The organism is Variovorax sp. PAMC28562 (genome assembly GCF_014303735.1).
Lineage (GTDB): Bacteria > Pseudomonadota > Gammaproteobacteria > Burkholderiales > Burkholderiaceae_C > Variovorax.
Map to the genome: position 1 here is coordinate 1,861,459 of NZ_CP060296.1, position 14,302 is coordinate 1,875,760.

Genomic DNA, 14,302 nt, shown 5'->3' on the forward strand with positions numbered 1-14,302 from the left:
TAGCGTCTGGCGTGCCCCTTCCGCTCATGTCCCCGAACACGCCCCGCTGTCTCCTCTGCAAAACGAAAAAAGCCGGCAACCTCTTGCCGGCTTTTTTAACTGGATCGCCGGATTTCTATGCGGCGTGGCCAGCATCCTTCGCATCGTCGGACGGCACGGCATTCGTCGTTGCTTCTGCTTCTGCTTCTGCTTCAGCAGCTGAAACAGCTTCAGCAGCCGCCGCAACCGCAGCAGCAGCACGCTCCGCCTCCGCAGCCTTGTCGCTGCGAGCGCGCTGGAGGATTCGCTTTACTTCGACCGGGTCCATGCCGTACATGTCGGCGAACCCTGCTTCGTCCTTGCCGCTGGCTTCGAACGCGCGCAGGAGCGCTTCACGCTTGGCGGCCTGACGACCGAGCTCGGCCAGCGCTTCATCGAGCGCCGCATTGGCGCCCGCGTCACGTGCCCGCACTCGCTCGGCATAGACCTCGCGCGGCATGTCCGACGCTTCGATCGCCGCGATGATCCGTTCCTGCAGTTGCGGACGCAGATCGTCTTTCGAGCGGGCTTGACGGCGCTTGAACACTTCGAGGATCGCGTGGTGCACGTGCTCTGGCGCGACTGGCTCGACCGCATTGCCGTCGAGGTCGTGGCGCGCATGACCGGCAGCGACGCTCTCCAGGTAGCGCGTCGAGCGGGCATGCAGACCCATCGCGACCTTCAGCTCTTCGGTCTTGAAGGTGTCGGGATGGCGCGCTATCAGGTCCTCGTACGTGCCGAGCTTCAGCGGCAGGAAGCGGGCGCCGAACAGCTTGGGGTGCAGCTCGAACAGCTGCTCCAGAACCGGATGCACCTGGCGCGCCGGACGGGGCGCGCGCTGGTCGCGCTGGCCCTGGTGTGGCTGCTGCCCGCGTTGCCCTTGCGGTCCCCGTTGCCGCCCTGGCTGTTGCTGTTCCTGGCCGGCGGTCGGCCTTTGGCCTCCACCTCGGCCAGAGCGCGGCGGCCGCGAGTTGCGGCGCGGCTCGTTCGGTTCCGTCGCTGCGTTCGATGGGGCGCCCTCGGATGCGGCGGTCGTGTCTTGGGCCGGCGCAACGGGCGTGTTCACCGCGGTGGGTTCGGTCTGGATGGCGTCTTCGGTCATGGGGTCGCTTGCAAGAAAAATCGGTTGTCTCGGATCAGCGCGGACGGCGCATCTGGAAGCGATTGTCGGCGGTCACGGCAAAGTAGTCCGCCGGACCGCCGCCACGCAGTATCGGCTCGGCCGCAGCGGTGTCGTAGATGCCATCGTTCAACAGCCGCCGCGCGATGTGCACCGCTACCACTTCGCCCAGCACCAGCCAGCTCGAAATGGCGGTGCCATCGGCGGCTTGCAGCTGCACGATCTGTGTCAGTTTGCACTCGAAAGACACCGGACTTTCGGCCACGCGGGGCACGTCGATCTTTCGCGATGCCACGGGGGTCAGGCCGGCAAGCTGGAACTCGTCGACATCGGCAGGCACCGAAGCGCACGACAGGTTCATCTGCTCCGCCAGCGGTCGGGTTACCAGGTTCCACCCGAACTCTCCGGTTTCGCGGATGTTGTGCAGGCTGTCCTTCGCGGTGATGCTCGAGAAGCCGATGATCGGCGGCGTGTAGTTGAAGCCGTTGAAGAAGCTGTAGGGCGCGAGGTTCAACGCGCCCGCCGCGCTTTTCGACGAGATCCAGCCGATCGGTCGCGGACCGACCATGGCGTTGAACGGATCGTGCGGCAGGCCGTGGCCGTTGGCGGGTTCGTAGTAGTGAAAGTCGTCTTCGATCATCTTTTCGCTTTCGTGAGGTCTTTTGTTCGTTGGCCCTGAGGGCTTCGGCTGCAATTTCAGTGACGTGGGTTCAGTTCGAGGTCGCGATCACCCCGCGCGCTACTGCCTCGGCAACCTTGATGCCGTCCACCCCCGCCGACAGAATCCCGCCCGCATAACTAGCCCCTTCGCCGGCCGGATATAACCCCCGCACGTTGAGACTCTGATAGTCGTCGCCGCGCGTCATGCGGATGGGCGACGAGGTGCGTGTCTCGACGCCGGTCAACACCGCGTCGTGCAGGTCGAAGCCTTTGATCTTGCGGCCGAATGCCGGAAACGCCTCGCGCATCGCCTCGATGGCATAAGCGGGCAGGGCCCCGCGCAAATCGGTCGGCGTCACGCCCGGCTGGTACGAAGGCGTCACGCTGCCGAGCGCGCTCGATGGCTTGCCCGCGACGAAATCGCCGACCAGTTGACCGGGTGCGCGGTAGTCGCTGCCGCCGAGCACGAAGGCGTTGGATTCGAGCTCGCGTTGCAGCACCATGCCGGCCAGCGCGTCGCCCTTTTCAGTGGCAGTCCAACCCGGGAAATCGCGCGGCTCGATGCCGACCACGATGCCCGCATTGGCATTGCGCTCGTTGCGCGAGTACTGGCTCATGCCGTTGGTGACCACGCGTCCTGCCTCGCTCGTGGCTGCGACCACCGTGCCGCCCGGGCACATGCAAAAGCTGTAGACGGCACGTCCGTTGCTCGCGTGGTGCACCAGCTTGTAGTCCGCCGCACCGAGCAGCGGATGACCTGCGTGCCGCCCCCAGCGTGCACGATCGATCAGCCCTTGCGGATGCTCGACGCGAAAGCCGATCGAGAACGGCTTGGCATCGATGTGCACGCCGCGCGCATGCAGCATCTCGAAGGTGTCGCGCGCGCTGTGGCCGAGCGCCAGCACGACGTGGTCCGCACGCAGCTCACTGGTCGCACCGGTGGCCCGATCGAGCACCGACAGGCCTCGAATGTGGCCGTCTTCGATGCGCACGTCCGTCACGCGTTGCTCGAAGCGGATCTCGCCGCCCAACGCGACGATTTCTGCGCGCATCGTCTCGACCACCTTCACGAGCTTGAAGGTGCCGATGTGCGGATGCGCGACATAGAGGATCTCGGGCGGCGCACCTGCCTTGACGAATTCCTCCATCACCTTGCGGCCGAGAAAGCGCGGGTCCTTGATCTGGCTGTAGAGCTTGCCGTCCGAAAACGTACCGGCACCGCCTTCACCGAACTGCACGTTCGACTCCGGATCGAGCACGCCCTTGCGCCACAGTTTCCATGTGTCGATGGTGCGCTGTCGCACCGACTTGCCGCGTTCGAGCACGATGGGTTTGAAGCCCATCTGCGCCAGCACCAGCGCACAGAAGATGCCGCACGGCCCGAAGCCGACGACCACCGGGCGCAGCGGCATGTCGGCCGGCGCATGAGACGGCGCGCGCCACACCATGTCGGGCGCAGGCTGGATGTGCGGATGCGCCGCGTGCTGCGCGAGGAGAGCAGCTTCGCGTTCCGTGTCGACCAGCGCGACATCGACGATGTAGACCGTCAGCAGCTCGGCCTTGCGCGCATCGAAGCTGCGCTTGAAGACGGTGAAAGTCTGGAGGTCGAGCACATCGACATCGAGCGTGCGCGCGATGAGCTGCGGCAGCGCTTCGGGCGTGTGGTCGAGCGGGAGTTTGAGTTCGGAGAGGCGGATCATGGCGTGCGGCCCGTGTCGATCGGGCAGGTGCGGTGAAGGGCCGCGATGATACCGGCCGCCTGCGATCAGCCCGGCAACGCCGGCAAGAACCCCTCGACCGACAGATACCGCTCGCCCGTGTCGTAGTTGAACCCCAGCACCACGGCATCGGCTGCCAGCTCGGGCAGCTTTTGCGCGATGGCGGCGAGCGTGGCGCCGGACGAAATGCCCACCAGCGTGCCTTCTTCTGCGGCGCTGCGGCGCGCCATCTCGCGGGCCGGTTCGGCATCGACCTGGATCACGCCATCCATCAACGCCATGTCCATGATTTTCGGCACGAAGCCGGCACCGATGCCCTGGATCGGGTGCGGCGCCGGACTGCCGCCGGAGAGTACTGGCGATGCGACGGGCTCGACTGCAAACACCTTCAGCTTCGGCCACTTCGCCTTCAGCACTTTGGCGACGCCGGTGATGTGGCCGCCAGTGCCGACGCCGGTGATCAACACGTCGATGCCACCGGGAAAGTCGGCGGCGATTTCTTCAGCCGTGGTGCGCACATGCACTTCGACGTTGGCCGGATTGTTGAACTGCTGCGGCATCCACGAATTCGGGGTGCCGGCAACCAGCTCTTCGGCGCGGGCGATGGCGGCCTTCATGCCGCCGGCGCGTGGCGTCAGATCGAAAGTCGCACCATAGGCCAGCATGAGGCGACGCCGCTCGACGGACATCGAATCGGGCATCACCAGGATCAGCTTGTAGCCCTTGACCGCTGCGACCATGGCAAGGCCGATGCCGGTATTGCCGGAGGTCGGTTCGATGATGGTGCCGCCGGGCTTGAGCGCACCCGATTTCTCCGCGTCTTCGACCATCGCGAGGGCGATGCGGTCCTTGATGGAGCCACCGGGATTGGCGCGCTCCGATTTGATCCAGACCTGCTGCCCCGGCTTTGCGAGGTTGCCGAACAAGCGCTGGATGCGGATGTGCGGCGTGTTGCCGATGGTGGCGAGGATGGTGTCGGCTTTCATGGGTGTCTCCTTCGTTGATTGCGGAATCTGTGCGGAGGATCATTGTGGCGATAATCGCTGCGTGAAGCACGCTGGACCGCCGCTGGTGCAATCTGGGAAACCAGGCACTGGAGGAACGTCCGGACTGCACAGGACAGCGCAGGAGCTAACGGCTCTCCACCGCGAGGTGAGGATCAGAGCAACAGAGACGAGTCGGTGAAGGGGCAACCCCGATCCGGGTGAAACGGGCAATCTCTGCGCGCAGCAACACCAAGTAGGCCAGTATCGAGGTGGTTCCGCTGAGCTGGCGGGTAGGTGGCATCGAGCTGTTTGGCGACAAACGGCCCAGAGTAATGGCGGTCATGCCGGGGTTCGCAAGAACGCCGGTACACAGAATCCGGCGTACAGGCGCGCTTCACACTAATTCAGCCGACGAGCCGTGTTCAGAACCGCTCGCTCGGCAGCAGGTAGCGCCATTGGCCTGGCAGCAGCCCGGCCAGCGGCACACGGCCGATGCGGATGCGCTTCATCGACAGGATGCGCAGGCCCACGCCATCGCAGATGTGAGCGATCTGCCCTGGTCGCGCACCCTTCAGCGCAAAGCGCAAACCGGTGTGGCCCTCACCCTGCTGGCCGATGCTGACGCGTGCCGGCGTGCGCTCCAGGCGATCCAATATTTCAGGACCGACCGGACCTTCGACGTCGACGATGACCTCGTGTTCCATCACGCCGGCGTCTTCCTGCAGCTTGCGTTCGATGCGGAACTCCTGCGTGAAGACGATCAGCCCGCTGGCGCCGGCTTCGAGCGGCGTCATCACGCGCTGGGCTTTCACGTGGTGCGGCAGAAAGCGCAGGCCGGCGCGCTCCGGCTCGTGGTGGTTGGCCGCGAACAGCAGGCGATGCGCCGCATCGGTTTCGGTACCGGCCGGCTTGTGCAGCAGCAGGGTCACCGCCATCACCGGCTGCGGTCGCGCACCGGGTTCGATGTCGACGCGCTGGCCTTCGCGTACGCGCGATTGCGGGACCAGCGCAGGCTCGCCGTCGACCCGCACTGCGCCGCTTTCGATCAGCAGTTCGGCTTCGCGTCGCGAGCAGCCTGCGGCGGCGGCCACGCGCTTGGCCAGGCGGACGCCTTCGTCTACAGAGCCGCTGCGGCTCTCGCGGCTGTTGCGTTTATCGTCCAGGGCGCTCATTGAGCCGCCAGTCGCTGCAGCCGTTCGACATGCGCTGCCAGCGAGCGAGCCGCCACTGGCCACATGCGCTCCGGCACATCGTCGTAGGCAATCGGCACCCAGTCTTCGACGTTGCCCTCCGGCAGGTGGCGCATGGCGGCGGCCACCTTGGCCTCGCGCCGCAGGCGGTGCGCCTTCAACATCGCGATGGCCTCGCGCGGACTGCCGATCACGTAGCCGTGCGCGGGCAGGATGAACCCGACGCCGTCGTTGGCGCAGGCGATGTCGAGCGTGTCGAGCGAGTTCAGATAAGCCGTCATGTCGCCGTCCGGCGGATCGACGACTGTCGTACTGCCGTTCAGGATGTGATCGCCCGAGAACAGCAGGGCGTCTTCTTCGAGCAGCAAGCACAGGTGGTTGGCGGCATGGCCGGGCGTGTGGATGACGCGCAGCGTGTGCCTATGAGCGGACGTGTCGGTTCGCGCTGGCGCCGCCAGCGTGAGGCGCTCGTTGTCGTGCAGCGCGCGATCGGGGGTGAAGCGCGCCGTGGGACGTGACGTTGCTGCGGAAGGCAGCCCGAGGATCGGCGGCCGCGTCTTGCACAGCGCCTGCAGCGGCGCAGCGCCCGGCGAGTGGTCGGCGTGCGAATGCGTGCACACGATCATGCGGATGTCGCCCTGCGTCGCGCGCCATAGCCGGCCGATGTGATCGAAGTCGTTCGGACCCGGATCGATCACGATGAAGCCGGTCGTCGCGTCGCCCACGATGTAGCTGTTGGTGCCCGGGCCGGTCATGGCGCTCGGATTGGGTGCGGTGAGCCGTTGCAGGTTTTTCAGCAGCGGCACGGGCGCTTCGTTTTGCCAGTCGAGCGTATGCAGGATCTGGCCATCCGGGCACACCATCGCGAGCTCGCCGTACGGTGAATCGGTCTCCATGTAGCGCGCGTCGGCGCCGTCGAGCAGGCCGGCGCGCGGGCAGCTGGTCCAGAGCGGGCCTTCCCCTTCCGAGCGATTGGCGCAGGTGCCGAGCACTGCATCGACGTTGCCGTAGGCGGCGAGCCGCTCGAGCGTCCGTACCGTCGGGAAGATCATGAAGAAGCTGCCGGCCTTGTGGCGCTCCAGCGCATCGGCAGGTCGCACCCAGCAAGGCTCGAACTGCTCGGTTTCGTCCGCAACCGGCGTCTGGCCTTCTGGCATGCGCGCGATCAGGAACGGCACGTCGAATCGCTTCGGCAAATCGCGGTCGGTGATCCAGTGGGCGAAGGTGAAAACCTTGTCGGTGGACAGGAGCAAACCGCGTGCGGCGCATTGCTCGGCGAAGGCGACCGTCGTCGATGCGGTGCTGCGATCCATGTCGTCGATCTCGGCAGCCGTGACCGGGCTGCCATCGGCGTGGTGCGCAAGCAGCACGCCCAATTCTTCGAAGCTTTCACGGATGGCAGCGATCGCCTGTGTCAACTGCAACCGGCTTTGGGTGCGGCGCCGTGTCGCGATGCGTCTTGCCGACGTGTCGGCCTCGTCGATTCGACCGCCCGGGAACACGTAGGCTCCGGGGGCGAAGCTGGCGCTCGACGACCGCCGAGTCATCAGGACTTCGAGGCCGTCGAGTGTGTCGCGCAGCAGGAGCACCGTCGCGGCTGCACGCAGCGGCGACGGCTCACGCGGCGAATGGAGTTGTTGGGTTGAACGAACCATCGCCGCATTATCTGCGGCGCTTTATTACTTGGGCGTGCCGCCTTGCGTGCTAGGGCGCTTGCCGGGCCGGCGCTGGTCACGGGTTTCGGCTCGGGCCTCGCCGGCAACCGCCGCTTTGTCGGTGCCGATGGCGCCGCCTTCAGGGGCCTTGGGCTCGTCACCGCCGGGCGCCTTCACCATGCCGGTCGGCCGCCGGTCCTTACGCATCTCGCCCGCCTGTGTCGATTTGTCGGTGGCGTAGCCGGGGGTATTCGGAGGCACGGGCACGCCAGGCGGGGTGGGTTGTGCATAGGCACCTGCGGCAAACAGACCCGCGAGAAGAATGGAAAGTGTTTTCGTCATGAGAGAAGCTCCAGAAATGATTTGAAAATGAAATGCGTGGCGCTGAGCCGTTGCCTTGGCTGCGTTTGTACGGATCCTGGCCCCAAAGAGATCCGCGCGATTGGCATGGGTGCCGACCGCAGCGGTAGGACGATGGCGCTTTCGGCTGTCGAAAAGCTTTCACGCCACTCGCTTGGGGGTGCCGGCCCGCCGCCGATAATCCGCAGATGCGAATCCGTTTCACCAAGATGCAGGGCGCCGGCAACGACTTCGTCGTGATCGACGAGACGCGAGGCGCCTCGGCGTTGAACAGGGCCCAGTACCGCTTCCTCGCCGACCGTCATTTCGGCGTTGGCGCGGACCAGATCCTGACCGTGCGGCCTTCGCCCGGTGCGGGCATCGACTTTCAGTACGTGATCCACAACGCCGATGGCGGCGAGGTCGAGCAATGCGGCAACGGCGCCCGCTGTTTCATGCGCTACGTGCGCGAACATGGGCTGACGACCAAAGCTGCAGTGCGGGTGCAAACGCTCTCTGGCGTCATCGAGCCACGCATGAATGCCGACGGCCGCGTGACGGTCGACATGGGCGCCCCGATCTTCGAGCTGCCGCGCGTGCCTTTCGATACGGCCGGCCTCACACCGGTGGTCGAAGGCGGCTGGGAGCGATGGCGTCTGGCGCTCGGCACCCACGCCGACAGCGCGATCGTTTCCGTCGCAGTGCTGTCGATGGGGAATCCGCATGCGGTGCAGGTGGTGGACGATGTCGAAGCCACGCCGGTCGCAGTGCAAGGCCCGCTGATCGAGCACCATCCGCGCTTTCCGCAACGCGTCAACGCCGGCTTCATGCAGGTGGTGGATCGCGCCCACATTGCGCTGCGCGTGTTCGAGCGCGGTGCCGGCGAGACGCTGGCCTGCGGCACGGGCGCCTGCGCGGCCGTGGTTGCAGGCATCCGTCTCGGCCTGCTCGATGCGCGGGTCGATGTGCAGACTCACGGCGGCGTGCTCACGATCGAATGGGCCGGCGAAGGTCTGCCCGTGCTGATGACCGGCCCCGCAACCACCGTCTTCGAAGGCGACATCGAAGTTCCCGACTTCGCCTGATGGCTCCTGAACTCTTCTGACCTGATCGACTGATCCGACATGCCCCACAACATCCACGACAACGCCGCCATGAACCCGATCACCGAGGACGACATCGCCAACTATCTGGTCAACACGCCCGACTTTTTCGAGCGGCATGCGCAGTTGCTGGGCCAGGTACAGCTCACCAGCCCGCATGGCAACCGGGCAGTGAGCTTGCAGGAACGCCAGGCTGAAATGCTGCGCGAAAAAATCAAGGCGCTGGAGCACCGTGTCATGGACATGATCCGGCACGGCACCGAAAACGTGGTCGCGTCCGACCGGCTTCAGCGCTGGACCGCGGGGCTCCTGACCACGCGCGACCCGCGTGGCGTGCCTTATCGCATCGTCGACGAGTTGCAGTCGCTCTTTCTGGTGCCACAGGCGGCCATCAAGGTGTGGGACTGCGAAACCAGCTACCTCAACGAGCCTTACGCGCAATGGGTGAGCGATGACGTGAAGGCGCTCGCCACGTCGCTGACCGAGCCGTATTGCGGCCTCAATTCCGGCTTCGAGGCGACCCAATGGCTGGCCGAGCCGCGTGCCGCCGTATCGATCGCAATGATCCCGCTGCGGGCCGAGCCCGAGTCGCCGGCCTTCGGCATGTTGATCCTCTCGTCGCCCGATGCGCATCGCTTCAATTCAGACATGGGCACGGAGTTTCTGGAGCGCATCGCCGAGCTGGCGTCGGGCGCGCTGTCGCGACTGCGGCCTTGATCGGCTGGCTGCGACGCGCAACGCGGACCGCACCATGGGTCGCGCCCGCGGCGGGCATTGCGGCCCTGTTGCTGGCGGCGCTGGTGTTCGTGTGCGTCGCCATCGGCATCACGGTCTGGCGCGATGCGCTCGATCGGTTGGCCCACCCGCCTGAACGCACCGCCGACGCGGCGCTGGTGCTGGGCAACCGAGCGTACTTGCGCGGCAAACCCAACCCGTGCCTGACCGGCCGTGTCGACGCCGCTCTGGCGCTGGCTTCAGCGGGCCGTGTGCAGCGCCTGGTGTTCTCGGGCGGCGTCGACAGCGAAGATGGCCGCATCGAAGCCGAGGTCATGCGTGCCCATGCTGTCCAGTCGGGCTATGCCGGGCCGATGCTGCTCGAACCGGCTTCCCAATCGACGCGTGAAAACCTGGCGTTATCGACTGCGGTGTTACAGGCCGCAGGCGTCAAGAGCGTGATCGTCGTGACGGAGCCCTATCACCTGTGGCGCGCGCAGCGTCTCGCGCATGCCGGTGGATTCGATCGGCTTTTCGACGTCCAGTACGCCGCCGCGCCGACGAGTTGCTGGTTGCGCTGGGGCATGGCGTTCAAGGGTGCGTTGCGCGAGCCGTTGGCCATCATCAACAATGCAGCTCATGGCTATCTCCGCTGATCTCGCCCTGGTCGAAAGATACCTGGAGCATGTGCGCGTGGAGCGCCGGCTGGCGGCGCGCACGGTCGAGCTGTATGCCATTCATCTGACGACGTTGTCGGAGAAGGCGGCCGAAGCCCGGCTGGCGTTCGACAAGGTTCAAACGGGCCACGTGCGCCGCTGGATGGCGCAGTTGCACAGTGCCGGCCATGCGCCGCGTGGCATCGCTCTCATTCTTTCTTGCTGGCGCAGCTTCTTTCGCTGGCTCGGCAACGAAGGGCTTGTCGCGGGCAATCCGGTGCAGGACGTGAAGGCGCCCAAGGCGGCGCGGCCGCTGCCCAAGGCGTTGGCCGTCGACGACGCGGTGCGGCTGGCCGACCTGCACGACACCGAAGCCGATCCGTGGACCGAAGCGCGCGATCGCGCCGTCGTCGAGTTGCTCTATGGGTGCGGCCTGCGCGTGAGCGAACTGACGGGGCTCGATGTCTACGCCAGCGCGTCCGCGCGTGGCTGGGTCGACCTCGACGCCATGGAAGCCAGCGTGCTCGGCAAGGGCAGCAAACGGCGCAGCGTGCCGGTCGGCTCGAAGGCCGGTGAAGCGCTCCGTGCCTGGCTCACGGTGCGTGCAGATTGCGCCGCGCTCGATGCCGCCGCACAGCGCGATCCGGCCGATGGCGCGGCCTTGTTCCTCGGCGCCAAGGGCACGCGGCTGTCGTCCCATGCGGTGTGGAAGCAGTTGCGCGCGCGCAGCCTCAAAGCCGGCCTTGCAGCGCCCGTGCATCCGCACATGCTGCGCCATTCGTTCGCCAGCCACGTGCTGCAGTCGAGCAGCGATTTGCGTGCGGTGCAAGAGCTGCTGGGTCACGCCAACATCACGACGACGCAGGTCTATACGCGGCTGGACTTCCAGCATCTGGCGAAGACCTACGACGAATTTCATCCGCGTGCCAGGGCGCGCACGACGCCGGAAAGCGGCTCAAAAAAATAACCGTCGAGCCTTCTTGACAATGCGCGCTGACGCTCATTAGAGTCGGGCCTTCGCTGGCGACAATGCCAGCCGCGGCAACATCGCCGCACTCATCACCGGCAACACTGCCCTCTGCTTAGCGCTTACGCGCAGCAGGGGGCTTTTTTTTGGATTTTCGAAATGGCCCTCTCGCCTTCGACCGCGCAACAGACCCGCGTGGCATGCCTCCAGTTCGAGCCTCTCGTCGGTGAGAAACAGCGCAACCTCGACGCCAGCGTGCGCCTGATCGAAGCTGCCGCTGCGGAGGGTGCGCGACTGATGGTGCTGCCGGAGCTGTGCAATTCAGGCTATGTTTTCGAGACACGTGAAGAGGCCTTCTCTTTGGCCGAAGCGGTGCCCGGCGGACCGAGCTGCGCGACGTGGATCGCCGTTGCCCAACGGCTCGGCGTCACCCTGGTCGCGGGCATCGCCGAGCGCGATGGGAACGCGCTCTACAACGCGGCAGTGGTGATCGGCCCTGATGGCTACATCGGCACTTTTCGCAAGGTGCATCTCTGGAACGCCGAGAACCTTTTCTTCGAACCGGGAAACCTGGGCTTTCCGGTTTTCAACACGCCGCACGGGCGCATCGGCGTGGCGATCTGCTACGACATCTGGTTCCCCGAGACCTTTCGCATCCAGGCATTGAAGGGCGCCGACATCGTCTGCGTGCCGACCAACTGGGTGCCGATTCCCGGCCAGGCGCCGGGGCGCGAAGCGATGGCCACGATCCTCACGATGGCGGCGGCCCACAGCAACTCGATGTTCATCGCCTGTGCCGACCGCGTCGGCACCGAGCGCGGCCAGCTGTTCGAAGGACAGAGCCTGGTCGTCGGTTGCACGGGCTGGCCGGTGGCCGGCCCCGCGAGCCGCGTGGCGGAAGAAATCGTCATCGCCGATGTCGACCTGGGTGAGGCCCGGCGCTCGCGCAACTGGAACGCTTTCAACCAGGTTCTGCGCGACCGACGCACCGACGTCTACAGCGAAATGCTTGGCAGCGGGCAGGCGCCCGGCTGGTACTGAGCGCCCTCGGATTCTTCGTTCCCTTGTCCGTTCATCCATTCATTCAACCCGCAGGAGTCTTCTCATGTTCAAACCGAAAATCCGCATCCTCGCCGCCGCTTTGACGCTGGTCGCCTTTCCGTTGCTGGCCGCCGCGCAAGGCGATGCGCCGATCCGCATCGGCGTGCCTGTCGGCCTGTCCGGCGCCAACAGCGTGGTCGCGCCTTCGGTGGTGCAATCGGCAGAGCTGGCCATCGAGGAGATCAACGCTGCGGGCGGCGTGCTGGGCCGCAAGCTCGCACTCGAAGTGGCCGACGATGCGTCGGGCGCGGTCGGTGCGCAGAAGGCTTTCGATTCGCTCGTGTTCCAGAAGAAAGTCGACGTGCTGATCTCGATGGAGACCAGCGCCGCGCGCAATGCCGGCCTGCCCATCGTGGCACGCGGCAAAGTGCCGTACATCTACACCTCGTTCTACGAAGGCCGCTCGTGCAGCCCGTGGATGTTCGTCAATGCATGGGTGCCGGAGCAGCAGGTGCCGCCGGTGGTCGACTACTTCATGAAGACCGAGAACGCCAAGACGATCTTCCTGGTCGGCAGCGACTACTCCTTCGGTCGCGGCATGCTCGAATTCACCAAGAAGTACGCACAAGGCAAGGGCGCCAAGATCGTCGGCGAGGAATACCTGCCGATGGACGGTAGCGACTGGACCGCCGTCATCAGCAAGATCCGCGCGACCAAGCCCGACGCGTTGATCACCTCGACCGCAGGCGGCGCCCCCAACGTGACGCTGACCAAGCAATTGCGCGCGGCCGGCATCAACATTCCGTACGGCAACCTGGCGGTCGACGAAGGCACGGCAAAGAGCATGGGCGCCGATGCCGCAGGCATCTACATCTCGGCGTCCTACGTGACCGGCATCGACAGCCCCGCCAACAAGAAATTCCTCGACGCGCTGACCAAGAAATTCGGTGCCGACCTGAAGACGCCCAACGATCTTTCGGTGCCCGAATACGAAGCTGTCTACGCCTACAAGGCGGCGGTCGAAAAGGCGAAGAGCACCGATTCCGACAAGGTCTTGAAGGCGTTGGGTGAAGTGGCAGTCGATGGCCCGCGTGGCCGCATCGCGATGAACCAGCAGCACCACGCGCCGCTCACGATGTATCTTGCGCAAGTTCAGCCCGATGGCGGTGTGAAGGTGATCGACAGCTTCAAGGATGTCGCTGTCGGCGCGCAGTGCCCTAACCTCAAATAAGCGACGGCTGCAGCTTCGCCTCACCTGACGGAAATCGCCAATGGACCTGTTGCTGGACATCGTCACGACGGCGGCGATTCTGTACATCGTCTCGGCCGGGTTGTTGCTGATCTTCGGCGTCATGAAGATCATCAACTTCGCGCATGGCGCCTTCCTCACGGTCGGCGCCTATGCCAGCTTGGTGGCCTCACGCATCGGCCTGTCGCCGCTGCTCGGGCTCGCGTTCGCGCTGCTGGTGGGCGCGCTGGTCGGCATGTTCATCGAGCGGGTCGTCGTGAGGCCGCTCTACGCACGGCCGCTCGACGCCATCCTCGCGACCTGGGGCCTGGCGATCGTCATCGGGCAGGTCATTACCCTGGTGTTCGGGCGCGAGGTGCAACTGGTGCCGAGCCCGGTCAACGGCACCTTCGCCTGGTCGGGCGGCGAGTACTCGGCATACCGCTTGCTGCTGGTCGCCGCCGCCGCCGTGCTCGGCACCGCCCTCGCGCTGATCCTGACGCGGACCCGCATCGGCCTTGTCACGCGTGCGGTGATCATGAACGAGCAGCTGGCGCGCGGTCTCGGTATTCATGCCGGCATGGTGCGCTTTTGCACCTTTGCGGCGGGCGCTGGCATCGGGAGCCTCGCCGGTGCGCTCATCACGCCGCTGTCGAGCGTCGATCCCAACATGGGCGTGCCGTGGCTGGTCAACGCCTTCATGCTGGTCATGGTGTCGGGCGTGTCGATGGGGAGTTTGCTGGTCGCCACGCTGGTCTTCGGCGCGGCGCAGGTGCTGCTCTCGACCTATGTGAGTCCGGTTCTGGGCGGCTTGGCGATCGCTGTGCTCGCAGCCGTCACGCTGCGTATCCGGCCGAAAGGATTTTCCCGTGACTGACCCCGTGCTGGGCTCGGTTGCCGTTGCGGT

General features: G+C 65.7%; 14 protein-coding genes and 1 other RNA gene. 8 read left to right on the top strand and 7 right to left on the bottom strand.

The window, feature by feature from the left end; all coding sequences use genetic code 11:
* Positions 1–115: 115 nt before the first annotated feature.
* The 4 genes from H7F36_RS08875 to cysK all read right to left on the bottom strand — a co-directional run bounded on the left by H7F36_RS08875 (position 116) and on the right by cysK (position 4,502).
* The gene (locus H7F36_RS08875) at positions 116–1,120 is read right to left on the bottom strand and encodes a ProQ/FINO family protein (RefSeq protein WP_187054323.1); all 1,005 of its coding nucleotides are present in this window, start codon (positions 1,118–1,120) and stop codon (positions 116–118) included.
* A gap of 34 nt (positions 1,121–1,154) precedes the next feature.
* Positions 1,155–1,778 carry a flavin reductase family protein gene (locus tag H7F36_RS08880; RefSeq protein ID WP_222620449.1) on the bottom strand — a complete coding sequence of 208 codons (624 nt, stop codon included), beginning with the start codon at positions 1,776–1,778 and terminating at the stop codon, positions 1,155–1,157.
* A 70-nt stretch (positions 1,779–1,848) separates the two neighbouring features.
* Complete coding sequence (locus H7F36_RS08885) at positions 1,849–3,498, bottom strand: NAD(P)/FAD-dependent oxidoreductase (protein ID WP_187054324.1); 1,650 nt, start codon at positions 3,496–3,498, stop codon at positions 1,849–1,851.
* Positions 3,499–3,563: 65 nt separating this feature from the next.
* Complete coding sequence (gene cysK, locus H7F36_RS08890) at positions 3,564–4,502, bottom strand: cysteine synthase A (protein WP_187054325.1); 939 nt, start codon at positions 4,500–4,502, stop codon at positions 3,564–3,566.
* Between the two features lie 63 nt (positions 4,503–4,565).
* Here cysK and rnpB point away from each other — a divergent pair.
* Positions 4,566–4,902, top strand: an RNA gene (rnpB, locus tag H7F36_RS08895) — RNase P RNA component class A.
* A 22-nt stretch (positions 4,903–4,924) separates the two neighbouring features.
* On the opposite strand, the gene H7F36_RS08900 is transcribed toward rnpB, so the two are convergent.
* The 3 genes from H7F36_RS08900 to H7F36_RS08910 are packed head-to-tail and all read right to left on the bottom strand — an operon-like array spanning position 4,925 to position 7,689.
* Positions 4,925–5,674, bottom strand: coding sequence for an RNA pseudouridine synthase (locus H7F36_RS08900; protein WP_187054326.1), 750 nt, complete (start codon positions 5,672–5,674; stop codon positions 4,925–4,927).
* The gene (locus tag H7F36_RS08905; protein WP_187054327.1) at positions 5,671–7,347 is read right to left on the bottom strand and encodes an MBL fold metallo-hydrolase; all 1,677 of its coding nucleotides are present in this window, start codon (positions 7,345–7,347) and stop codon (positions 5,671–5,673) included. Before H7F36_RS08905 ends, H7F36_RS08900 begins: the two co-directional genes overlap by 4 nt.
* Positions 7,348–7,371: 24 nt before the next feature.
* Positions 7,372–7,689, bottom strand: coding sequence for a cell envelope biogenesis protein TolA (locus H7F36_RS08910; protein ID WP_187054328.1), 318 nt, complete (start codon positions 7,687–7,689; stop codon positions 7,372–7,374).
* A 206-nt stretch (positions 7,690–7,895) separates the two neighbouring features.
* Between H7F36_RS08910 and dapF the strand changes: the two genes are divergently transcribed.
* The 7 genes from dapF to H7F36_RS08945 all read left to right on the top strand — a co-directional run bounded on the left by dapF (position 7,896) and on the right by H7F36_RS08945 (position 14,272).
* A complete protein-coding gene (gene dapF, locus H7F36_RS08915) occupies positions 7,896–8,771 on the top strand; it encodes a diaminopimelate epimerase (protein ID WP_187054329.1) in 876 nt (291 codons plus the stop codon).
* A gap of 39 nt (positions 8,772–8,810) precedes the next feature.
* Positions 8,811–9,506 (top strand): DUF484 family protein, encoded by a 696-nt coding sequence (locus H7F36_RS08920; RefSeq protein WP_187054330.1) that lies wholly within the window; start codon positions 8,811–8,813, stop codon positions 9,504–9,506.
* Positions 9,503–10,159, top strand: coding sequence for a YdcF family protein (locus H7F36_RS08925; RefSeq protein WP_261802547.1), 657 nt, complete (start codon positions 9,503–9,505; stop codon positions 10,157–10,159). The genes H7F36_RS08920 and H7F36_RS08925 overlap by 4 nt, the downstream gene beginning before the upstream one ends.
* Positions 10,143–11,126 carry a tyrosine recombinase XerC gene (locus H7F36_RS08930; protein WP_187054331.1) on the top strand — a complete coding sequence of 328 codons (984 nt, stop codon included), beginning with the start codon at positions 10,143–10,145 and terminating at the stop codon, positions 11,124–11,126. The genes H7F36_RS08925 and H7F36_RS08930 overlap by 17 nt, the downstream gene beginning before the upstream one ends.
* 159 nt (positions 11,127–11,285) lie before the next feature.
* Entirely contained in the window at positions 11,286–12,167 is an 882-nt protein-coding gene (locus H7F36_RS08935) for a nitrilase family protein (protein WP_187054332.1), read from the top strand.
* A gap of 64 nt (positions 12,168–12,231) precedes the next feature.
* Complete coding sequence (locus H7F36_RS08940; RefSeq protein ID WP_187054333.1) at positions 12,232–13,398, top strand: substrate-binding protein; 1,167 nt, start codon at positions 12,232–12,234, stop codon at positions 13,396–13,398.
* Between the two features lie 40 nt (positions 13,399–13,438).
* Positions 13,439–14,272, top strand: coding sequence for a branched-chain amino acid ABC transporter permease (locus H7F36_RS08945; RefSeq protein ID WP_187054334.1), 834 nt, complete (start codon positions 13,439–13,441; stop codon positions 14,270–14,272).
* The last annotated feature ends 30 nt before the right edge of the window (positions 14,273–14,302 follow it).